Source organism: Pirellulales bacterium (assembly GCA_036499395.1).
In the GTDB taxonomy this organism is placed as follows: Bacteria; Planctomycetota; Planctomycetia; order Pirellulales; family JACPPG01; genus JACPPG01.
Window position 1 is genome coordinate 209,262 of the sequence record DASYDW010000122.1, and the last position, 20,325, is coordinate 229,586.

Annotated in this window: 21 protein-coding genes and 1 pseudogene; 16 read left to right on the forward strand and 6 right to left on the reverse strand. The window is 60.0% G+C overall.

Going from position 1 to position 20,325, the window contains the following annotated elements:
• Positions 1 to 281 precede the first annotated feature (281 nt).
• Positions 282 to 1,427, forward strand: coding sequence for a TlpA disulfide reductase family protein (locus VGN12_23555; GenBank protein ID HEY4312445.1), 1,146 nt, complete (start codon positions 282 to 284; stop codon positions 1,425 to 1,427).
• Positions 1,428 to 1,440: 13 nt separating this feature from the next.
• Here the strand turns inward: VGN12_23555 and dcd are convergent, their stop codons facing one another.
• Both dcd and nth read right to left on the reverse strand, forming a co-directional pair.
• Complete coding sequence (gene dcd, locus VGN12_23560) at positions 1,441 to 2,019, reverse strand: dCTP deaminase (protein HEY4312446.1); 579 nt, start codon at positions 2,017 to 2,019, stop codon at positions 1,441 to 1,443.
• A gap of 66 nt (positions 2,020 to 2,085) precedes the next feature.
• Positions 2,086 to 2,925 (reverse strand): endonuclease III, encoded by an 840-nt coding sequence (nth, locus tag VGN12_23565; GenBank protein ID HEY4312447.1) that lies wholly within the window; start codon positions 2,923 to 2,925, stop codon positions 2,086 to 2,088.
• Between the two features lie 102 nt (positions 2,926 to 3,027).
• Here nth and VGN12_23570 point away from each other — a divergent pair, with 102 nt between their 5' ends.
• From VGN12_23570 to VGN12_23625, 12 genes and pseudogenes are all read left to right on the forward strand, one after another.
• Positions 3,028 to 3,528 carry a DUF309 domain-containing protein gene (locus tag VGN12_23570; protein HEY4312448.1) on the forward strand — a complete coding sequence of 167 codons (501 nt, stop codon included), beginning with the start codon at positions 3,028 to 3,030 and terminating at the stop codon, positions 3,526 to 3,528.
• Positions 3,529 to 3,590: 62 nt separating this feature from the next.
• Positions 3,591 to 4,280 (forward strand): LON peptidase substrate-binding domain-containing protein, encoded by a 690-nt coding sequence (locus tag VGN12_23575; GenBank protein HEY4312449.1) that lies wholly within the window; start codon positions 3,591 to 3,593, stop codon positions 4,278 to 4,280.
• Between the two features lie 221 nt (positions 4,281 to 4,501).
• Entirely contained in the window at positions 4,502 to 5,152 is a 651-nt protein-coding gene (gene folE, locus VGN12_23580) for a GTP cyclohydrolase I FolE (protein ID HEY4312450.1), read from the forward strand.
• A 126-nt stretch (positions 5,153 to 5,278) separates the two neighbouring features.
• Complete coding sequence (locus VGN12_23585; protein HEY4312451.1) at positions 5,279 to 6,034, forward strand: hypothetical protein; 756 nt, start codon at positions 5,279 to 5,281, stop codon at positions 6,032 to 6,034.
• A gap of 57 nt (positions 6,035 to 6,091) precedes the next feature.
• Complete coding sequence (locus VGN12_23590) at positions 6,092 to 6,607, forward strand: hypothetical protein (GenBank protein ID HEY4312452.1); 516 nt, start codon at positions 6,092 to 6,094, stop codon at positions 6,605 to 6,607.
• A gap of 146 nt (positions 6,608 to 6,753) precedes the next feature.
• Positions 6,754 to 9,726 carry an anaerobic glycerol-3-phosphate dehydrogenase subunit C gene (locus tag VGN12_23595; protein HEY4312453.1) on the forward strand — a complete coding sequence of 991 codons (2,973 nt, stop codon included), beginning with the start codon at positions 6,754 to 6,756 and terminating at the stop codon, positions 9,724 to 9,726.
• Positions 9,723 to 9,968 carry a MoaD/ThiS family protein gene (locus VGN12_23600; protein HEY4312454.1) on the forward strand — a complete coding sequence of 82 codons (246 nt, stop codon included), beginning with the start codon at positions 9,723 to 9,725 and terminating at the stop codon, positions 9,966 to 9,968. The genes VGN12_23595 and VGN12_23600 overlap by 4 nt, the downstream gene beginning before the upstream one ends.
• Before the next feature lie 2 nt (positions 9,969 to 9,970).
• Positions 9,971 to 10,423: a molybdenum cofactor biosynthesis protein MoaE gene (locus tag VGN12_23605; GenBank protein ID HEY4312455.1), complete on the forward strand. Its 453-nt coding sequence runs from the start codon at positions 9,971 to 9,973 to the stop codon at positions 10,421 to 10,423.
• A gap of 44 nt (positions 10,424 to 10,467) precedes the next feature.
• Positions 10,468 to 11,511, forward strand: a complete 1,044-nt coding sequence (gene moaA, locus VGN12_23610; GenBank protein ID HEY4312456.1) for a GTP 3',8-cyclase MoaA — start codon at positions 10,468 to 10,470, stop codon at positions 11,509 to 11,511.
• Between the two features lie 169 nt (positions 11,512 to 11,680).
• Positions 11,681 to 12,256: a hypothetical protein gene (locus VGN12_23615; GenBank protein HEY4312457.1), complete on the forward strand. Its 576-nt coding sequence runs from the start codon at positions 11,681 to 11,683 to the stop codon at positions 12,254 to 12,256.
• Between the two features lie 208 nt (positions 12,257 to 12,464).
• Positions 12,465 to 13,035, forward strand: a pseudogene (locus VGN12_23620) (peptidylprolyl isomerase).
• A 149-nt stretch (positions 13,036 to 13,184) separates the two neighbouring features.
• Complete coding sequence (locus tag VGN12_23625) at positions 13,185 to 14,594, forward strand: flavin monoamine oxidase family protein (GenBank protein HEY4312458.1); 1,410 nt, start codon at positions 13,185 to 13,187, stop codon at positions 14,592 to 14,594.
• 85 nt (positions 14,595 to 14,679) lie between these two features.
• Here VGN12_23625 and VGN12_23630 read toward each other — a convergent pair whose 3' ends face one another.
• Positions 14,680 to 14,949, reverse strand: a complete 270-nt coding sequence (locus VGN12_23630; protein ID HEY4312459.1) for a hypothetical protein — start codon at positions 14,947 to 14,949, stop codon at positions 14,680 to 14,682.
• A 321-nt stretch (positions 14,950 to 15,270) separates the two neighbouring features.
• Here VGN12_23630 and VGN12_23635 point away from each other — a divergent pair, with 321 nt between their 5' ends.
• Both VGN12_23635 and VGN12_23640 read left to right on the forward strand, forming a co-directional pair.
• Complete coding sequence (locus VGN12_23635) at positions 15,271 to 15,474, forward strand: hypothetical protein (GenBank protein ID HEY4312460.1); 204 nt, start codon at positions 15,271 to 15,273, stop codon at positions 15,472 to 15,474.
• A gap of 288 nt (positions 15,475 to 15,762) precedes the next feature.
• Positions 15,763 to 15,948, forward strand: coding sequence for a hypothetical protein (locus tag VGN12_23640; GenBank protein HEY4312461.1), 186 nt, complete (start codon positions 15,763 to 15,765; stop codon positions 15,946 to 15,948).
• A 30-nt stretch (positions 15,949 to 15,978) separates the two neighbouring features.
• Here the strand turns inward: VGN12_23640 and VGN12_23645 are convergent, their stop codons facing one another.
• A complete protein-coding gene (locus VGN12_23645; GenBank protein HEY4312462.1) occupies positions 15,979 to 16,674 on the reverse strand; it encodes a hypothetical protein in 696 nt (231 codons plus the stop codon).
• A 239-nt stretch (positions 16,675 to 16,913) separates the two neighbouring features.
• Between VGN12_23645 and VGN12_23650 the strand changes: the two genes are divergently transcribed.
• The gene (locus VGN12_23650; protein ID HEY4312463.1) at positions 16,914 to 17,540 is read left to right on the forward strand and encodes a class I SAM-dependent methyltransferase; all 627 of its coding nucleotides are present in this window, start codon (positions 16,914 to 16,916) and stop codon (positions 17,538 to 17,540) included.
• A gap of 49 nt (positions 17,541 to 17,589) precedes the next feature.
• Here the strand turns inward: VGN12_23650 and VGN12_23655 are convergent, their stop codons facing one another.
• Positions 17,590 to 19,191: a hypothetical protein gene (locus VGN12_23655; protein HEY4312464.1), complete on the reverse strand. Its 1,602-nt coding sequence runs from the start codon at positions 19,189 to 19,191 to the stop codon at positions 17,590 to 17,592.
• 8 nt (positions 19,192 to 19,199) lie between these two features.
• On the reverse strand, positions 19,200 to 20,129 hold the full coding sequence (locus VGN12_23660) for an ABC transporter ATP-binding protein (protein ID HEY4312465.1): 930 nt from the start codon (positions 20,127 to 20,129) through the stop codon (positions 19,200 to 19,202).
• Positions 20,130 to 20,325 lie beyond the last annotated feature (196 nt).

Below are 20,325 nucleotides of genomic sequence, written 5' to 3' on the forward strand. Positions count from 1 at the left end.
AGCACGGCGACAGTGCCTGAACCGCCGGGCGTGCGATTACTTCTTATCGCGCTGGCCGGAACCGTAATCGCGCGATGCCAAAAGCGTCGGCGGCAGGATCCTTAATTCGCGATTCGTCCGTGGCGAATGCTATGCCGTGACTCGCGGTTGGAGTATCGTGATCGTACCGCCGTTGAAATGAATCCTACGGTGCCACTCTCTCGTATTACCGTGCGCAATCTTCAAACTTATCCGTCGATAAACACTCGGCATGTCATGTGCTGTACTCGTGGAGCTTGGAAATGATTAATCAGGGATTCGGCCATTGGCTTGTGTTGGTCTTCGCGCTGGCGGTCATCCCGGCGGGGCGGGCGACGGCCGGCAGGGTCACAGTGATTACGCCCGACCATACCTCCGAATTATCGAAAGCACAGATTATCGACAACGATTTATGGGTGACGCCGGACGAGTTGCAACAGATCAACCATTTCGAGCTCAAGCCGCAGGGAGCCTGCTGCGGCGCGATTTGCATTCCGGTGGATCGCACACCGTCGGCCGGATTCGTGCGCGATGTCGATGGTAAGAGTTTTTTCAATCTCTCGAAGCTTGCACGAACACTCAACCAGCCAGTCGTCGCCGAGGCAGACCGGGGAGTATTCAGCTTCGGTGAAATTCCGGCCGTTCGATCGGCCGCGGCCGCCACGGCCGAGGCCCCTGATTTTTCGCTGCCTGATCGCACTGGAAAAATCGTTCACCTATCGGACTTTCATGGGAAGAAGGTCTTCCTAGTAACCTGGGCCTCGTGGTGTGGCTGCAAGCTGGACCTGTCAGGCTGGCAGGCATTGCATGAAGAACTGAAGGATAAGAATCTGGCGATCGTGGCCGTGGCCGAGGACACGGCCGGCGAAGAGGCCGCGGGCGAGTGGTACGACCGCGCGAAGGCGACCTACACGACACTTCTCGATCCAGACCATGTCGTGAGCTCGCTGTTTCATATGGTCAACGTGCCAACCGGCGTGTGGATCGACGAGCAAGGGCACGTCGTTCGCCCGGCCGAGGTCGCCTATTCGCGCGATGTTGCACTGATGTCGATCAAAGTCAACGGATCGGATTATGTCGCGGGTTTACGCGATTGGGTCGAAAACGGTGCCAAGAGCAAGTACGCGATGACTCCCGAACAGCTTCGCGATAACCTGGGAGTGCGTCCCCCAAAAGAAGCCACTGCGGATGCGCATTTCAAGCTGGCCACGTATTTCAAGGAACACAACGAACCGGAACTTGCGGCCCGCCACTGGAAGGAAGCGCAAGCGCTCAATCCCGACAGTTGGAACTATCATCGACAAGAATGGTCGTACACGCCGAAGGAAGCGCTCGGCAACTGGCTGACGAAAGTCCGCGGTCTGGGTGACAAACCGTACTACGCGCCGCTGAATTTGCCGGAGAAATGAGTAGCGCGCCGGCTCAATCCATCACTCGCTCCATTCCGAACGCCAATTGCAATTGCGGATCGTTGGACGATTCGGGATTCAGCTCTTTGAAGAGCATGCTTGGCTGAATGTCGTGGTTGTGTTGGTACTTGTCGCTCTCGTACTCGGTGTAGCTGCCTGCGATCTGGTGGTAAAAGATCTGGCAGATCGGCACACCGGGATAAACCCGCACCGGTTGGACGGCGAACATTTCGAGTGTCCAGAAGCCGCAGAAGCCAACGTCGCCAAAGCCGGCCGTCACGTGAACGAATAGGCCGAGCCGGCCGATCGACGACCGTCCCTCGATCATCGGCACCAGGTTGTGCGTCTCGGTACGTTCGATAGTCCGTCCCAGATAAAGTTGATGTGGATTCAGCACCAGCCCTTGCGGCGGGATCGTGATGCGCCGCACGCGGTTGGGCTTCAGCATGTCGAGGACCACCTCTTCGTAGACCAGTACCTCGTCGTGCAGCGACAGGTTGTAGCTGTTCGGGTTGAGCCGCGCGGGATCGAACGGATCGATGACGATGTTCGAGCCGAGTTGCGCGCGAATCTCGTGGCCTGAGAGAATCATTCGTGGTCGCTCGCTTTCCTTGCCGTCGAAATGGAGACCCGAAACCGGACGACCGCCGCGCGTCGCCTAGCGCCCGGCATTCGCCTTTACCTTCTTTGGTTGCGTTGGCTTTTTGACTTTTGCCGCGACTTTGGCCTTGGTGGCGTTTGCTTTGGTCAAGCGGCCCACCTTGTCTGGCATTTTTTTTGTTGCCGCACTGGCGGTGGTCGTCCGATCCGCGACTCCAATGCGTGGGCAAATATCCGCCATCGCGCACACTTCGCACTGCGGATTGCGTGCCATGCAAACCCGCCGGCCGTGCTGAATCATGCGATGGCTGAAGGCGATCCACTCCGTCGAAGGGAGTTCGCGTATTAAGTCTTGTTCGATCTTCACGGGGTCGGCGCTTTTGGTCAGACCGAGGCGATTACTGAGTCGCCCGACGTGAGTATCGACGACTATCCCCGTCGCGAGGCCAAAAGCGGTGCCGAGAACGACGTTGGCCGTCTTGCGTCCCACGCCCGGCAGGACGACCAAGCTTTGCAGATCGTGGGGCACCTGGCCGCCGTGATTGTCGACCAGCGCCTGACAGCAGGCCTTGATGTTCTTGGCTTTGTTCCGAAAGAAGCCGGTGCTCTTGATGGCTTTTTCGAGTTGTGGCAGCGGGGCGCTAGCGAAGTCTTCGGCCGAGCGATAGCGGCGGAATAGCTCCTGGGTCACGATATTGACCCGTTCATCCGTACACTGGGCCGAAAGGATCGTCGCGACCAGCAGCTCGAGCGGTGAATCGTATACCAGCGAGCATTCGGCGTCGGGATAAAGCTCGGCAAGCTTGCGCGCGACGCGGGCCGCATGTGTCCGGGCTGTGACGGTACTACCCATGCGTGCCAAGACGGGCCTGCCGCGCCGGCCATTGCCGTACGCCACTTACCCGTTTCCCGTGATGATTCCCGCAACCAGAGACACGACGCGCCGGCCTCAATTTTTGAAGGGGCGGAGAATCCTGTCAAGCAGATGGACGCTGTGCCGGTGATCTGGTCGCTCATGGTCGTCTTAGAGCAGCGCGGCTATAATCGCGAAAGCTCGTGCAAGTTGCCGTTTTCCTCTTCTCGTGAAGGCAAATTCGTCATGCCGACGGCCGAATACGACCCGCTCTACTTGCGCGGCATCGAGTTTTTTAACGATTGCGAGTTCTTTGAAAGTCACGAGGCCTGGGAAGAGCTGTGGACCGAATATCAAGGCCCGTCGCGGAAATTTTACCAGGGCCTGATCCAAGCGGCCGTCGCCTTGCATCATTTTGGCAACGGCAATATTCGCGGCGCGAAGAAGCTTTATTACACCAGCCTGGGGTATCTGGAGCCGTATCGGCCGCTGCACGAGGGAATCGACCTGGACAAGTTCTTTGCAGAGATGCAGCGCTGTTTCGCCAGTATCATCAACAGCGACGAGGATTTTCCGGCGGTTGAGATCGTGGCCGATGAGATCCCCGAGATACATCTCGATCCGGCGCCGGGCGCCGCGGAAAGTTAGACTTTCACGGTTCGATAACCTGCACCGTTTCTTCGTCGCGCATTAGCGTTCGCGAACGCCTCATGTCATTACCCGAGAACTTGAAATTCGATCCCGGTTCTTTCTCGGGCGTAGTGCGGTTGTTTCCTCTGCCGAACCTGGTGCTGTTCCCGCATGTGCTGCAACCGCTGCACATTTTCGAGCCACGCTATTGCGAGATGCTCGAAGCGGCGTTGGCGGACGATCGTCTGATCGCTATGTCATTACTGCAAGCCGGCTGGGAAAATGATTACGAGGGGCGGCCACCCGTGTACCCTATGGCCTGCCTGGGCCAGATCGTTACTCATGTCCGGTTGCCGGACGGGCGGCACAATTTGCTGTTGGCCGGAGTGTCGCGAGTGCGACTGGGCTGCGAGCTTCCTGTTACCACCCTGTATCGCAGTGCGCCAGCGTCGCTGTGTGTGGATGTGTCAACCGAGGCGAGCGCGTCGATGGTCGAGGCGCTGACGCATCGATTGCTGGCAGTCTTTCGCGATGCATTACCCAACACGAAAGAGGCGCAGGTGCCGTTGACCCAGTTGCTGCAAAACAACATTGACCTGGGAGCGCTCACGGACATCATCGCATACACGCTCGATCTGGATTTGACGACGAAAATCGGGCTGTTAGCGGAGTGCAGCGTATCGGCGCGTGCAAAGCAGTTACTCGTGCGACTGGAAGGTCAGGATGCGAAGGCCCGGGCGACGTTTCCGCCCGATTTTAGCGCGAACTGACCGAATGGGGAGACCTGTCTCTGTTCGAGACCCGCGTCACCGCGCAGCGATCAAGGAGTTCTTCTTTATTCCGCAAGCTCGCAGCGCAGGGAAGAGGTGCGCAACATCTGCGGGCGACACGAGTTGCGAAATCGCGCGTATCCGAGGGCCGCTTGACCCCCCCGCCCGCCCACCCTAATATCCAGAGACACCTAATACTTGGTCGGCTTGGGATGGCTAATATGGCGGACGCGACCGATTCGGTTTTCGAATCATTGACGGCGGAACTTGACGAAGGCGCCGCAAATCAAGAAACAGGCGCCGGCCACGTGGATCAGGCTCGCATTCGCCGGGCGGTTCGCGAAATCCTGGCTGCCGTCGGCGAAGACCCCGACCGCGAAGGACTACGCGAAACCCCGGCCCGCGTCGCGCGGATGTACGCCGAGCTTTTCAGCGGCCTGCATGACGACGCCCGGCACCATTTGAAGAAGTTCTTTACCGAAAAGTACGACGAAGTCGTGCTGGTCAAGGACATCAGCTTCAATAGCATGTGCGAGCATCACATGCTCCCCTTCATGGGCACGGCGCATGTTGGGTATCTACCAAACGGACGCGTGGTGGGGCTCAGCAAGATCGCCCGTGTGATCGAAGTCGTGTCGCGCCGCCCGCAAGTGCAGGAGCGAATGACCGAAACTATCGCCGATTTATTGGTCGAGGAATTGCAGGCCAAGGGAGTGGCGGTCGTGATCGAGGCGTCGCACTCGTGCATGACGATCCGCGGTGTGCGCAAGCCCGGCAGCGTGTGTGTGACCTCGGCCATGCGTGGCGTGTTCCGCTCGAACCTGTCGAGCCGCTCGGAAATCATGAATTTGATATACGGCGACCGGCGCTGAGGTCAACCGACAATCGCGCAACATTTCCTCACGCATGCTTGAGCGATCGTGACGCAGCCGTTGCTGGTTAGGGCAACGGTACTCCGATCCCCGCATCCCGCCGCCAAGAATTGAAGGCCCCGCCCCGTGGCTATTCTGATCCAATTCATCCTTCGCCTTTCCTTTGGCATGGCTGCCGCGATGACGCTGGTGCCGCCGCGCGATGTGACGAGCGGTTACTATCGCAACAATCTCTACGTGCTGCTGGGCTTGAACTCATTGGCCGCGCTGGCGCTGGGCACGGCCGAACATTCGTTAGCCGCGGCGTCGTCCGCGATCGCGGCGGCAATACTCAGCTACTTCGGAGCCGTGGCGTGGCTCTATGAGCGTCCGACGCTCGGATTGGGATTTCTCGGCGCGATCGCCGTGACGGATTTAGCCGCGGCCTGGGGCGCTACGTCCGCGACCAGCGCGTCATCCGCGACTTGGTTGCTTGCTGGGCTCGATCCAGCCTCGGGTGGTTTGGTGCTCGGAACGACCATGGCCGCGATGCTATTGGGACATTGGTACCTGAATGCACCGGGCATGCCGCTCGCGCCACTGGTGCGTCTGATTGGCCTGTTGGGCGTGGCCGTGATACTGCGCGTGATTGTGTGCGGGGCAGGGTTGGGCTTGGAAATTGATGCGGCCGGCCGGCCCGATGTGACCGAAACGATTTTCCTGGGAATGCGCTGGATCGGAGGGCTTGTCGGGACGGCGATCCTGGCCGTCATGGCCTGGCAGACCTTGAAAATCCCCAATACGCAGAGCGCGACCGGAATTCTTTACGTCGCCGTGATTACGACGTTCCTCGGCGAATTGGCTTCAGGGCTACTGTCGGCCCAGGCAACCTATCCTTTATGATAAAGGCTTGACCGGCCGCGTCCGGTCGATCGTTGTTTGACTTGAGTTTGTCGACCTATGAACGTCACGTTCGCCTGCCCACGTTGTGATAAGACCGCCCAGGCAGCCATTGCCGTCGATGGTCCCTCGATTGCCTGCTCGCATTGCCAAGCCGTGTTGCCGACACCCCCGGGCGCCTGGTCCGGCCAGGACCTGACGCGATGCCTGGTCTGCGGCAGCCATGACCTGTTCGTTCGCAAGGATTTCCCTCACCGGCTCGGGCTAGCGATTGTCGTCGGTGGTTTTGCGCTGAGTTGCGTGACCTGGTATTTTTATTGGACCTATCTGACGTTCGCCGTGCTATTTACAACCGCGCTGGTGGACATGGTGTTATTTTTTGTCGTGGGGGATAGCCTGGTTTGCTATCGATGCCAGGCCGAATATCGGCGGCTGCCCTCGATGGTCGAGCACGGGCCATTCAGCCTGGAAACGCACGAACGATATCGACAGCAGGCCGCGCGGCTGGGGCGCAACGTGCCCGCCGGGGTCGCGACGGGCGAAGCGGAAGCCGGCCACGACCAGTCGAACGGTTAGTTGCGCGAGCGACCTGGACGATCGAGTGGCGCAAAAGGCAGGGCGCCGCTTATCGGCCGGCGCAGCGGCTTTGAAATCCCCTTCGAAAGCGGAAACTAAAATTCGCAATCGCCTGACGTGACGCTCGCCGTCGCCAATCGGTTTCCATGGACGAACAGCGCACGAGAATTCAGGAAGACCTCCGCGGCCTAGTGGCTGGTGAAGTGCGCTGCGACGACGTCTTTCTGCAGCTTTATGCCAGTGATGCCAGCCTGTATCAGATCAAGCCGCTGGGGGTAATTCGCCCGCGCAGCACGGCTGACGTCGCGGCCTGCCTGCGGTACGCCCGCGAGAATGGCATCCCGGTCCACGCGCGGGGGGCCGGCACCGGATTGGCTGGCGAATCACTCGGACCTGGTTTGGTGATCGACTTTTCAAGGCATTTTCGCCGCATTATTGGCATCGGCGCCGATTGGGCGCGCGTGCAGCCGGGCGTGGTTCACGAGCGGCTGAATGAAGAGCTGCGCGAAATTGGCCGCCACTTGGGCCCTGATCCGGCGATGAGTCACGTCACGACGATGGGGAGCGTGGTGGCCATCGACGCCTCGGGCGCGCACTGGCTGAAGTACGGCTCGGCGCGCGACAACATCGAGCAATTGCGCATCCTGATGGCGGACGGAGCCGAGATGACGGTCGGACGCGAGCCGTTGGTCGCCGGCGCCAGTCACGATCCTGATCCGGCGAAACGTGATTTGCTGAATCAACTGGCCGAATTACTTTCGCGTCATGCCGATCTGATTCAATCGCATCAATCGAAGAGCTTGCTGAATCGCTCGGGGTACGAACTGGCGGGCGTCTTGAATGACGGGTATTTGGACATGCCGCGGCTACTGGCCGGGTCCGAAGGAACCTTGGCGCTGTTTTCGGAAATTACCGTGCGCACGCACCCGCTTCCCAAGCATGTCGGTACGGTGCTGTTCTTCTTCGACCTCTTAGAAAAGGCCGCGCGATCTGTTGAAGAAATCATGCCAGCAGGCCCCGTCGCTTGTGACATCATGGATCGGCGCCATTTAAGCTTGGCGCGCGAAACCGACTCGCGCTATGCGGCTCTGATACCTGCCGAAGCCGAAGCATTGTTGTTGGTCGAACTCGAGGGGCAAGATGCCCAAGAGTTGCGCGAGCGAATGCGCCAGTTAACTGATCGCCTGCGGCGCCGCAAACGTTTGGCCTTTGATTCGCGATCGGCTTTCGGGCACGACGACATCGAACTCTCCTGGCGATTGGCGCAAAAGGTCGTGCCGACCCTTTATCGATTGAAGGGTTCGACTCAGGCGCTGCCGTTCGTCGAGGATATCGCCATTCCGCCGGCAGCACTGTCGGCCTTCCTGGTCGAGATGCAGAATGTGTTGAAACGCCATCAAGTCACGGCGTCCCTGTTCGGCCATGCTGGGCACGGGCAACTACATATTCGACCATTTCTCGACCTGGCCGATCCCGAGCACGTGCGTACGATGGCCTCCCTGGCGAGCGATCTGTACGAAGCGGTATTTCAAGTCGGCGGCACGATCAGCGGTGAACACGGCGACGGATTGAGCCGCACACAGTTCGTCGAGCGGCAGTACGGCGAACTGTATCCGGTATTGCGCGAGGTCAAGCGCATCTTCGACCCGCACAACGTCCTGAACCCGGGCAAGATCATTGGTGACGATCCCGACCTGATGACGCGCAGCCTGCGTCCGGCGGTGCTTCCTGCTCCGGCTCCGCCGCCGGCAGACGCCCTAGCGGCTGGCGAAGAGCCTGAAGAATTGATATCGCTCGAATTGAATTGGACGCCGACCGAGCTGATCAACGTCGCCACCAGTTGCAACGGCTGCGGCGCCTGTCGCGCGCAGGATGCCACGGTGCGTATGTGTCCGATCTTTCGTTTCGCGCCCAGCGAAGAAGCGTCGCCGCGGGCCAAGGCGAACCTAATCCGCGCAATCCTGACCGGCGAGATGTCGCCCCAGACGCTGGCGTCCGATTCGTTCAAGTCCGTCGCCGACTTGTGCGTCAACTGTCAGATGTGTCGGCTGGAGTGCCCGGCCGGCGTGGATATTCCCAAGCTGATGATCGAAGCCAAGGCCAATTATGTTGCCATGAACGGGTTGCGCTTGGACGATTGGATCATGACTCGTCTTGAGACGGTCGGCGCCATCGGCGGACTATTGAGCCCGTTCACGAACTGGATCATTCGCAATCGCCAAGCGCGGTGGATAGTGGAAAAGACGCTTGGCATTGCCCAGCGGCGGAAGCTACCGCGTTTCGCTTCTCGCAGCTTTCTGCGCCGCGCCGCGAGACGCCGCCTGACGCAACCGACGCGGCGCAGCGGCCGCAAGGTGCTGTATTTTGTCGACGTGTATGCCAACTATCACGACCCGCAATTGGCCGAGGCGCTCGTGGCCGTGATGGAGCACAACGGAGTTCCGGTGTTCGCGCATCCCGAACAGCGCGCCAGCGGCATGGCGCTGGTGTCGCGCGGAGCGATCGACCCCGCACGCAAAATTGCCACGGTGAACGTTCGCCTGCTGGCCGAGGCGATCCGGCAGGGCTACACGATCGTAACGGCCGAGCCGTCGGCGGCGCTGTGCCTGACGCGCGAATACCCGCTGCTGCTCGATGACGACGATACGCGGCTAGTAGCGGCCAACACATTCGAAGCCTGCCATTATCTGTGGCAGATGCACCAAACGGGGCAGTTGCAACTCGATTTTAAGCCCGTCAATGCCACGGTCGGCTATCACCAGCCGTGCCACATGAAGGCCTTGCAGGTGGGCTCGCCTGGCGAAAGCCTGCTGCGATTGATCCCCGGCCTGTCCGTCGAACGGGCCGAGCACGGCTGTTCAGGCATGGCCGGCACTTACGGACTGTCACGCAAGAATTACCGCAGCAGCTTGCGCGCCGGTTGGGAATTGATTTCGGCGATGCGCAGCGGCAATTTTCAGGCCGGCACCACCGAATGCAGCGCATGTAAAATGCAGATGGAGCAAGGAACGTCCAAACCAACAATTCATCCGCTGAAGATCCTTGCCCTGGCCTATGGTGCCATGCCCGAGGCGGCCGCGCTGTTGACGGCGCGCGGCGAGGAACTGGTGGTCACATGACGGTGCGGGTGAAATTATTTGCCGTGGCGCGCGAGCTGACAGGTCGGGACGTGCTCGAAATTACGGTTCCTGCCGGAGCCACGGTTGGCGGATTGCGCGCGGCGCTTGTCGTCGCGGCGCCCGAACTGGAAAAGGTGGCGCGACATGTCATGTTCGCGATCGGCACGGAGTATGCGGACGACGCGCAGCCGCTAGTCGAGGGAGTCGAAGTCGCGTGCATTCCTCCGGTGAGCGGAGGTTAGCGATGGTGGAATTAACGACCGGTCCGATCGACCCCGGGGCGCTACTGGCGCGCGTCAGTTCTAACGCGGCCGGCGCTGTGGTGCTATTTGTCGGAACCACGCGCGAGTTCACGGCCGGACGTCGTACCGCATCACTCGACTACGAGTGCTTTCCCGAAATGGCGCAGCAAAAGCTTGCCGAGCTCGAGGCCGAGGCGCGCCGACAATGGCCGCTCGTCGAATGCGCCGTCGTACATCGGCTAGGGCACGTCGGATTGGGAGAAGCGAGCGTCGCCGTGGCCGTCAGTGCGGCGCATCGGGACGCGGCGTTTGCCGCCGGTAAGTGGCTGATCGACACGCTGAAAGCGGTTGTGCCGATTTGGAAAAAGGAAAACTGGGCCGATGGCACCACCGAGTGGGTGCATCCCGGATTTACGCCCGGACGCGATCTTGAGCCTCGCGATTCCTCGCAGTAGGCGATCCGTTGCAATTGCGTGGCTATTGCGTGATGATTGATCCTATGAGCATCGCGACCTCGAACATCCACCGAGCCGACGCCCCTCGCGGCGCCAAGGATCCGCTCGTCGATAGTTTCGGTCGCGTGCATAATAACTTGCGAATCAGCGTCACTGATCGCTGTAATATTCGCTGCTTCTATTGCATGCCGGCTGAGAACGTACAGTTCAAGCCACGCCACGAGATTCTATCGTTCGAAGAAATCGTGCGCTTTGTGGGCGTCGTCGCCCGGCTGGGGGTCAACAAGGTGCGCCTGACGGGGGGCGAGCCCTTGGTGCGGCAGAACATCGACCGGTTGGTGGCAGCCCTGGCCGACATCCCCGGCATCGACGACATCGCACTGACAACCAATGGCATTTTGTTAGCCGATCACGCCCAGGCTTTACACGACGCTGGGCTGAAGCGATTGAACGTCAGCCTCGACGCGCTCGATGCCGAAACTTTTCGCCGCATCGCGCGGCGCGATGGGTTCGAACGTATCTTGGACGGCCTGTTCGCAGCACAGCGGGCCGGATTTCATCACATCAAGCTTAACGCCGTGGCGATTCGTGGTATCACCGAGGCGCAAATCGTGCCCTTGGGCCGTTTCGCCCGACAGCATGGCTTCGAACTGCGTTTTATCGAGTTTATGCCTTTGGACGCGGACAACGCCTGGGATAATTCGCAGGTCTTATCCGGAAAAGAGATCCGGCATGTGCTCGAAAGCGCGATCGCGCCTTTGGAGCCACTGCCGGTCGTCGATCCCAGCCAACCGGCGACCGATTATCGATTTGTCGATGGTGGTGGCACGGTCGGCTTTATCAATCCCGTGACGCAGCCGTTTTGCGGCGACTGCAACCGGCTGCGGCTGACCGCCGAAGGCCAGGTGCGAAACTGCCTGTTCTCAACGACCGAGTGGGACGCCCGGGCGTTGCTACGCCGAGGGGCGAGCGACACGGAACTGGCAGCGCTTGTCCGGGCAAGCGTTGGTGCGAAAAAAGCGGGACATGGCATCAACAGTGACGAATTCTTGAAGCCGCAGCGCGCCATGTATCAGATTGGCGGCTGAGAATCTTTTATGTCTCACTTTTTCTTTCGGTGCCGCGGACGAAAAACGCCCGCAAATCGCAGCTAGCGATGCGGTCTGCTTGCAGAAGGGGCACCGGTTCGCGATTGACCCTGAAATCACGGGCGATCTACTATCGGGCTGCTTTTGGCCCCCCGTACCGGGATGACGCATGAACCGCGTACATCGCATCGCTTGCGCCGCGTGGATGCTGACCGCTATCTCGGCATCAGTTTCGGGTTGTGCTGCGCTGAAAGCGACGCAGCAGCCGGGCAAGAAGGATTTGGGCGTGCTCAATCAGGGCATGCCACGCACGCATGTGATCGCAGAGCTTGGAGCGCCCATCTGGAGCGATGAACGTGACGGCGACATCGTGGACGTCTTCGCCTTCAAGCAGGGATACAGTAAGGGAGTGAAGGCGGGACGAGCCTTGATCCACGGGGCGGCAGACGTCGCCACGTTCGGCTTGTGGGAAGTTGTCGGCATTCCGGCCGAATCACTGGCGGACGGAACCGATGTTCGTGTTGAAGTCCACTACGACAAGCGGCAGATCGTGCGCACGATCGAAGTCATTAAGGGGGACAAAGTCTTCGAACAACCTAAGCTCGTCGCCTGGTGGCAACGACAGAGAGCCACAAAACCTCATGAGCAAGCCCCGGCGGTTTCGGTCGCCGACGCCGAAGCGGTCGAGGCCGATGTCAACACGCCGGAATCAATCGTCGCGGACGATCTGCCGCAGCGCCGCTAGCTGTGACGGCGTCCTCTTGGCCGATGACTTCGCAAGCCAGTTCGTCTTGCAGCTTTAAGAGGCTGCGGCAACAATGCTCGCCCAATTGTTGGCGGTGCGCGCGAATGCCGCGTTGCCAGGTCGATAAGTCGATCGAGAAACTTCTACGGGAGATGGTGATGAAATACCGTTTCGCAGTGCTCACGCTACTCGGGTTCGCCTTCGCACCATCGATCATGCAAGCTCAGCAACTGCAGCAGCGTCAACAGTTTCAGCCACAGCAACAACCACAGCAGCAGCAACTCCGGCCGTTGCCCCGTGTCTTTTTCGACGTTACGGCCGACGGCCGCAAATTGGGCCGTATCGTGATCGAATTGCGCCCTGACGTGGTGCCGAAGACGGCCGAGAACTTTCGCGCCTTATGCACTGGCGAACGCGGCTACGGTTACAAGATGTCGAAGTTCCATCGCGTGATCCCCGGCTTTATGGCCCAAGGGGGCGATATCACCAATGGCGACGGCACCGGCGGTAAGTCGATTTACGGCGGAAAGTTTCCCGACGAGAATTTCGCTCTCAAGCACACCGGCCCTGGAATCCTCAGCATGGCCAACTCGGGTGCGAACACGAATAATTCCCAGTTTTTCATGTGTACCGAGAAAACACCCTGGCTCGACGGCAAGCACGTCGTCTTCGGTCGGGTCGTCGAAGGATTCGACGTTCTGCAAAGAATCGAAAGCCTGGGCTCGGAGTCGGGCGACACTGCGGCGCGGATTGTCATTCAGGATTGTGGGCAGTTGTAGAGCGCGAACTCCTGGCCATCTGCCTGGCCAGCGGTTCGAGGCCCCACGGTTGACCGGCACCATTTAAGCGGGTTAGCCTGACGGCAAGCCAGCGCGCACGGATTCGGTACTTGCGCTGAGTCATCTCCGCCCCTGCCGAGGAATCGCACGTGACGCTCGCGCACGACTCAAGTGCCTCGATCGAAGATAAAACCGTCGATATCATCGTCGTTGGCGCTGGGCTGGCTGGCCTGTGCGCTGCGCGCGATCTGACGCGACGCGGGATTCGTTGTGTCGTGCTCGAAGCGCGCGATCGCGTGGGAGGACGCACGCTCAGCCAGCGGCTGGGGAACGATACGATCGACCTAGGTGGGCAGTGGATCGGTCCCACGCAGAATCGTTTGGCCGCGCTGGCTGCCGAGCTCGCAATCGAACGCTTTCCCCAGTACGACACCGGCACTAAGATTCTCTCTTGGGGTGGCAAGATTCAGCGCTACGAAGGGGACTTGCCCCGGCTTTCGATCCTGGCGCAACTGGAACTGCTGTGGGCGAGCAAGCGACTGGAGAAGTTTCAGCGTGAGATTCCCGCCGCGCGGCCTTGGGACGCGCAGCACGCTCGCGAGTGGGACAGCATCACGCTCGAAACGTGGAAACGTCGCAATATGCGGTCCGCCGGGGCGCGACTGTTTCTCGATATCGTGACGCGAGCTGTCCTCACATCCGAGCCGCGGGATTTATCATTTCTATACTTTCTCAACTACCTGCGCTCGGGCCGGGGGTTGGAAAGCCTGATCTCGATTCGGGGTGGCGCGCAGCAAGAACGATTCGTCGGCGGTGCCCAACAGATTGCGCAGAAGTTGGCGGAGCAACTCGGCAAACGCGTCGTCACCAGTGCCCCGGTGCGAACGATCGTGCAACACGCCGACGGCGTTGTCGTACACAGCGATGCCGGGCGATTTACAGCCCAACGCGTGATCGTGGCGGTGCCGCCACTTTTGGCCGGCAGGATTCACTACGAATCGCCGCTGCCCGCGGCCCGCGATCAGATCACAGCTCGCATGCCAATGGGGTCCGTGATCAAGTACGTGATTACCTATGAGAAGGCCTTTTGGCGCGAGGCGGGCCTGTCAGGCGAGGCCTTTAGTGACACCGGGCCCACTGTGACGACGTTCGATGATTCGTCGCACGACGGCGCGCAGCCGGCTTTGGTGACATTCAGCGATGGCGAAGTAGCCCGGGTATGGGGCGAACGCACGGCTGACGAACGGCGCACGGCTGTGCTGGCAGAGCTTGCGCGATTCTTCGGCCCGCAGGCCTTAACGCCGACGGACTACGTCGAAAAGAACTGGAACGACGATCCTTGGAGCCGGGGCTGTTACGTAGGGGTCACCAGCCCCGGCGCTCTGACCAGTTTCGGCCACGCTTTGCAGCGCCCTTGCGGGCGGATTCATTGGTCTGGGACCGAGACCGCCGACGAGTGGCTGGGCTATCTCGATGGCGCTATTCAATCGGGCGAACGCGCCGCGAGCGAAGTAGCGCCGCTATTAGCGACTACGGCGCACCCTATCGCCGGACGTTAGGCTCGGCGACACGCACTCGGCTTTCCTCCCGGGCGCGGCCCAGCGGTTCACGATGCCCACTCGCAGCATTGGGCAGCGCGGTGCGCTAGGCGGCCGCCCGGCACGGCGCCGTGGCTTCGTTCAGACGCACGGCCCGCAGCAATGGCCCGCGATCGCGGTAGAACTTCAATTCATTCGCGTCGGCAAACCATACGGCGCGAATATCGCCGCATTTGAAAGCCCGTCCGCAGTAATGCCCCTCGCGGACCAGAACACTTTTGATGATCTGGGACTCGTCTGTGACGGCTTCGCCGAGTTCCCCCATGATTCGCACCACCAGGTGGTGAACGGGGTCGAACGGAACTGAGACTTTCATCCGCAGATGACTCCCCAGGAAGATGCGCTATACGCCGCAAGGTTTGCATCGGCGGATCGACCCCCACCTTGTTCGTGCAAGCTTGGTGGGACGTTTATTTTTCCTGTCTTGCCAGGTTGCCTTAATCGACCAGAACTGCAGTCGAGGGGCCGATTGTCGAGTCGCGGCGGACGTCGGTGCCGTTGGAAAACGGCCCTGTCTCTAGAACCGAGGCAGCAATCGTTACGAAATAGTTGACGTTTGTACACTAATGCGTACAATCGCCAAAGAGCGAATGGAACGACGAAGGAAACGACGGTTCGCCCCAAGGAGGCCAAGCCTATGTCGTCACTTTGCGATAAGCCCCTATCGAACCTGGGCGTTGAAGAAGACCAAGGGGCTGTTTCCGGGGTTTGCCGTCTTTGCGACGTGCTTCCCGCAGTGCTGGCCCGCTATGGGCTATCCGACGAACCTGCCGTCTCGCACATCGTCGCGATCGGCATGCGGGGCACGCCGGCGTTGTCACTGGTGCCCGTGGCGTGTTGAACAAGTCACCAAGCTCGATGGTGTCAATTCGATGCTGCCAAGTATGCGACGCGATCGTCGTACAGCAATGCGCGCTGGCCACGACATACTGGCATCCGTACTACTGTCAATTGTGGCACTGATGACAGTGCGACGCTCGCTGCTGGCAGGCACGGCGCTGTCGAAGGTTACCTAATCGGAAATGGCTCCCACACTTCGGGCAAATCGCTCAATTCGCGGCCGCGTGCTTCCGATGCCTCAATGTGAGCACGCACGCATTTCCCCCTGGAGCCAAGGAAGGACCCAGCTATGGATCGATTCATGCGCATCCAAGATTTGACCCCCGCCGAAATTGAAGCTGCCATCGACGCTGCGGACGTCGAATTGGGTATCGAAGAAATCCTGGCCGTCCGCGAATTCGTCGACCAGATCGGCGGCGTCGCCAACGCCCGGCTGGCGATCGAGATGCTGTCAAAACTCGAAGACGCGGCCTAAGCGCTAACGGCCAATGGTCAAACCGCGGTGCTAACCGAGTTGCAACTCGGGATGCCCGCGGCGCAGACGAAAGCGGCCGAACCAGCCCAGGCCGCTGCCGGTAATCCCAAGCCATTCCAGCTTGGGCAGCGCTTTGACGAGCTGCCTCACGGCGTTGCCGACGTGCGTACCGCGGAGGTCGATTTTTCGGAGATTCGAAAAGGAGGCCAGCTTGGCCAATCCTTGATTCGTGATTTTCGATCGCGAGAAGTCGAGCCAGTGTAGCGTCTCGAGCATTGGGCGGTGCGTGAGTAGGAAGTCGATGTCGGCGTCCGTGGCATTCGGCCCGGACATTCGGATGCCGGCAATCGTGTCCAGGACCTGGGCAAAATCCTCGCCCACTTCGCGCTTCAACCAATCGATGTGTTCGAGCGTGACGCGGCCGCCGCGTGCTTCGATCGCGGTCACGAGCTGCTGCTGCTCAATGTAACGCTCGATGCTCTCGGCCAGCCAACGGCTACGCCCCGAATGAAACTTGCTGTACTCGAGCGCGCGCTCGAAGTCGGTTTGGAGCGAAACAAAATCCTCTTGATTTCCCCCAGCGTCAGGATGCGCATGCTTGACCTTGGCCAGGTAAGCCTCTTTCACGTCCTGTTCCGAGCAAGGAAGCATAACACCCAGTCGTACGAGGAAATCGGGCCGGTACTCGGCGACGTCGACGGCATGGCTGGCATCGTGGGAAGTCATATGTGACCATTGTGAAGGGACCGCTGGAAATGGTCAAACCGGAGGAGCCTAAAACCTGGCCCGTTCTGCCCTAGAACCGTTGTATCCGTGCTGATCCGTGCTCACGCAAGTGCTTTTATCGTATGCCCCAAAGGTGAGGGCCTGACATTCCTTGCTAGATGGACAGTTCGAAGCTGTCCGCCGGAATACAATTCCATCACGGATGACGACCGAGGGGGCTAATCGTGAAGGAGCCAGCGATGATGAGCGACGCCGACAGACCCCGTCACAGTTCCGCCGAGGATTGGGACGATAGCTACCGAACGAATAATCTCCCTTGGGATACTCAGCGCCCTTCCGCGGAATTGATGCGCGTGCTGGGCGAGGGATTCGTAACGCCGTGCCGCACGCTGGAGTTCGGTTGCGGCACTGGCACGAATGCGATCTACCTTGCCGAGCGCGGCTTTCAAGTCACGGCGATCGATTTCTCGCCCCTTGCGATCGACCGCGCGCGGCAGAAGGCACAGGCCGCGGCGGTGCGCGTCGATTTTTTCGTGGCTGATGTGGCTGCGGCGCCGCAAATCGAGCCGCTCGACTTTGTGTTCGACCGCGGTTGCTATCACGCCGTCCGGCGCGTGGATCTCACTGGTTATCAGGCCGCGGTCGAGCGATTGACGCATCCAGGCTCAAAGTTCCTATTGCTGGCTGGTAACGCTAACGAAACTCTTCCCGGAGGTGGCCCGCCGCGTGTCCGGGAAGACGAAATCCGGGCCGAATTTGCGTCGCTGTTTGACGTCGTATGGATCCGCCCGTTCCGTTTCGCAGAGCCGGGCGGCGGCAATGGATTCTTGGCGTGGTCGGCCGGCATGGTGCGTCGCGAAGCGTGACGAGACACGGTCCTTAACGCTTCGTCTCGTGCGCCGCAAGTTCATGAATTCAGCGCGCTGCCTCGCTTGCCGAAAAGTCGGTGGATTGCGTCGCGGCAATGCCAGAGGGCGGTTCGGCGACGACAATCATTTCAAGAACGCGTGCGTCGACCAATCGAATCGCGGAAGCAATGCGCCGTGAGATCGCAATTCTCGCCAAGGCGAGAATCACTCCATACGTTGCCACAAAGGGCCAAAACGGTAGTTCCGATGGCTCGTGGCCGATCCAGTGAGCGAATTGCGCTGAAGGGCTTATCGCCATCATGATCGGCCATTGCAAGTACAGGCCCGCTACATGGGGCGCAATGACTAGCGCGGCTAAAAAGGCTGCAAAGACCATAGGTAGTGCCGGCCCGATTGAAACCACCAATTGGTACGCGGCGCCAACGCTTAAAATCAGCAGGCACAACGCTACGAGCTTGTCCGACTCGTTGGCAAGCAAGGCCGCGAAATCGGGCCCCGCTGCCGCCTTTGCTCCGACAGGCATGATTACTAGCAACACCGTGGCAACGACTCCCATCGCGCAAAAAGTGACTAGCGCCCCGATATTTTCGGATCGCTCGCCGTACCACAAATCGCGCCAGTACGGCATTCGGCCGCGGAATCTCCACACCCAGCTACGCAGACATTCACGCCCGGGAGTCACAGCCATTGTCATCAGCAGCGAAAAGGCGATGTGAATTAAGCAAAACGTCGCCACGCTTGCCCCCAAGGTCGGCGTCATCGTGCGCGGGTCACCCAGCACCCCGGCTGCCACGACATCGATAGCTGCAACAATTCCATAGGCCAGCGGCTTGCCGAGCGCCACGTTGACGGGACTGATCATTCGTCGCGAGATCGAATGCAAGAAAACCACGCCCACGATCACTTGTGTCAGAGGGGTAATCAGCAAGTAGGGAATCTGCCAGTCGAAGACCGGTAGCCGGTCGAGCGTCGCGTTGCCGCGTGCCAGGCCGACAATGCCAAGCACCGGGGTTAGAAAGCCCACGGGGATTTGCGTCAGGGGATTCGTCGTGAGAAAGGGGGCCATGATCACGAGCGGCGCGGTGTAGATAAAGGCCAGCACCACGACCACAATGCGGATCATTCGTCCGGCGCCCCGCGTCTTCTCGCCGGCATCCAGTGGATAGATCAATCCGATTGACCCGAGCAAAAACGCCGTGGTCACAATCTGCAAGGCGAGCGCCGAGAGCACGCCGAACGTCACCGCTCCCATGCCCCAGCACCAAATCAGTAGCGGCACCCCGGCCAGCGCCATCAGGTATCCCTGGGCTGGCTCGCCCAGCAATTTCCCAAGCAGGATGTCGCGCGGCGGCACCGCGGCAATGCGCTGGTAATCGAGGGTACGGTTGGTGACCTCGGCATGCATTGATTGATGCGTGGCCATCATAGCCGACACGCCGGCGATAACCGTTTCGACGGCAAACAACGAGACGCAGTATACGGCCACCCACGAAACGTTCGGATCGTCGGCCAGGTTGTAATGCAGAATGCCGCCGAGACCCACTAGGATCAAAAAGTATGTCGCGGCGATAAAGGCGGGCGTTCCGCCGCGAAAGCGAACCCGATAGGCGCTGACCACTAGCGGGTTATTCCAATAATCCAGGCGCATAGATCTCGCTAACTGGTCCTATGACCCGAGATGTGCATGTAAATATCTTCCAAGTTGTCACGTTCGATGCTGAAGGAGACGAGCGGTATTCCCTGGTTGACGATGCGGCGATGCAGCGCCGGCAATTCGTCGCGACTACCTCCCCAAGTACATGTCAATTGGCCGTTCGAATGATCGACTTTTTCGGCGGCGACCTCCTGCTCGAGCAATTGCGCCAACTGCAAGGTTTGTCCGTCGGCCACCTCGATCACCAGCCGCATCCGTGATTGCAACTGTCGCAGGATGTCTTCGACGCGGCCGCTGGCAAGCAACTGTCCCTGCTCGACAATGCCAATCGAGGTGCAGAAGTCGGCCATCTCGGTGAGGATGTGGCTCGAGATCAAAACCGTGCGCCCCATCTCGTGCAGCTTCTTAAGGATCTCGCGGAACTCGATGCGCCCGGCCGGATCGAGTCCCGATGCCGGCTCGTCCAGCAGCAGCACTTGCGGCTGGTGCAAGAGAGTCTTGGCGAAGCACAGTCGCTGCCGCATGCCGCGCGAGAGAGCCTTGATCTTGTCATCGCGGCGGACTTCCAAGCTCACCAGTTCAAGCACATCGTCGATGAGCTGCTTGCGCCGCGATCGCTCGATCCGGTAGCAGCCAGCGAAGTGATCGAGGTATTCCCACACCAGCATGTCGTCATACAGGCTGAAGAAATCGGACATGTAGCCGATCAGCGGATGGACATCGAGTGGCCGCTCGCAAACATCGATCCCCCCGATGGTCACCTGACCATAGGTCGGTTCGAGCAGAGTGGCCAGGATGCGGATCAGGGTTGTTTTGCCCGCACCATTGGGCCCGATCAGGCCATAGACTTCGCCGGCCGGAATCGACAGGTTCAGGTTAGCGATCGCAACTTTACCGTCGTATTGCTTGCGAAGATGACGGACTTCAATCATGGCCGCCCCCCTGAACCGTGTGCGCGCTTCTCGTTCCAGCAACTCAACTGTAAAGCCTGCCAAGATCGCTTGTAAAGGCTCGAAGTCGATGGCTTTCGAGGCGCTGCTCGCTGGCTTATTATGTGAAGACTAACAAATCGCACGGCGAAGGCCGGTTTGGCGTAGGGAGAATCATGTCCACCGCGACACGTTTTTT

Bases quoted from the DNA above. Each gene is read 5' to 3' on its own strand.
- VGN12_23630 (HEY4312459.1), bottom strand. From the start codon at position 14,949: ATGAAAGTCTCAGTTCCGTTCGACCCCGTTCACCACCTGGTGGTGCGA.
- moaA (HEY4312456.1), top strand. From the start codon at position 10,468: ATGAGCATCGCGACCTCGAACATCCACCGAGCCGACGCCCCTCGCGGC.
- VGN12_23650 (HEY4312463.1), top strand. From the start codon at position 16,914: ATGATGAGCGACGCCGACAGACCCCGTCACAGTTCCGCCGAGGATTGG.
- folE (HEY4312450.1), top strand. From the start codon at position 4,502: ATGGCGGACGCGACCGATTCGGTTTTCGAATCATTGACGGCGGAACTT.
- VGN12_23595 (HEY4312453.1), top strand. From the start codon at position 6,754: ATGGACGAACAGCGCACGAGAATTCAGGAAGACCTCCGCGGCCTAGTG.
- VGN12_23600 (HEY4312454.1), top strand. From the start codon at position 9,723: ATGACGGTGCGGGTGAAATTATTTGCCGTGGCGCGCGAGCTGACAGGT.
- VGN12_23555 (HEY4312445.1), top strand. From the start codon at position 282: ATGATTAATCAGGGATTCGGCCATTGGCTTGTGTTGGTCTTCGCGCTG.
- VGN12_23590 (HEY4312452.1), top strand. From the start codon at position 6,092: ATGAACGTCACGTTCGCCTGCCCACGTTGTGATAAGACCGCCCAGGCA.
- VGN12_23660 (HEY4312465.1), bottom strand. From the start codon at position 20,129: ATGATTGAAGTCCGTCATCTTCGCAAGCAATACGACGGTAAAGTTGCG.
- VGN12_23605 (HEY4312455.1), top strand. From the start codon at position 9,971: ATGGTGGAATTAACGACCGGTCCGATCGACCCCGGGGCGCTACTGGCG.
- VGN12_23655 (HEY4312464.1), bottom strand. From the start codon at position 19,191: ATGCGCCTGGATTATTGGAATAACCCGCTAGTGGTCAGCGCCTATCGG.
- VGN12_23640 (HEY4312461.1), top strand. From the start codon at position 15,763: ATGGATCGATTCATGCGCATCCAAGATTTGACCCCCGCCGAAATTGAA.
- dcd (HEY4312446.1), bottom strand. From the start codon at position 2,019: ATGATTCTCTCAGGCCACGAGATTCGCGCGCAACTCGGCTCGAACATC.
- VGN12_23575 (HEY4312449.1), top strand. From the start codon at position 3,591: ATGTCATTACCCGAGAACTTGAAATTCGATCCCGGTTCTTTCTCGGGC.
- VGN12_23615 (HEY4312457.1), top strand. From the start codon at position 11,681: ATGAACCGCGTACATCGCATCGCTTGCGCCGCGTGGATGCTGACCGCT.
- VGN12_23635 (HEY4312460.1), top strand. From the start codon at position 15,271: ATGTCGTCACTTTGCGATAAGCCCCTATCGAACCTGGGCGTTGAAGAA.
- VGN12_23645 (HEY4312462.1), bottom strand. From the start codon at position 16,674: ATGACTTCCCACGATGCCAGCCATGCCGTCGACGTCGCCGAGTACCGG.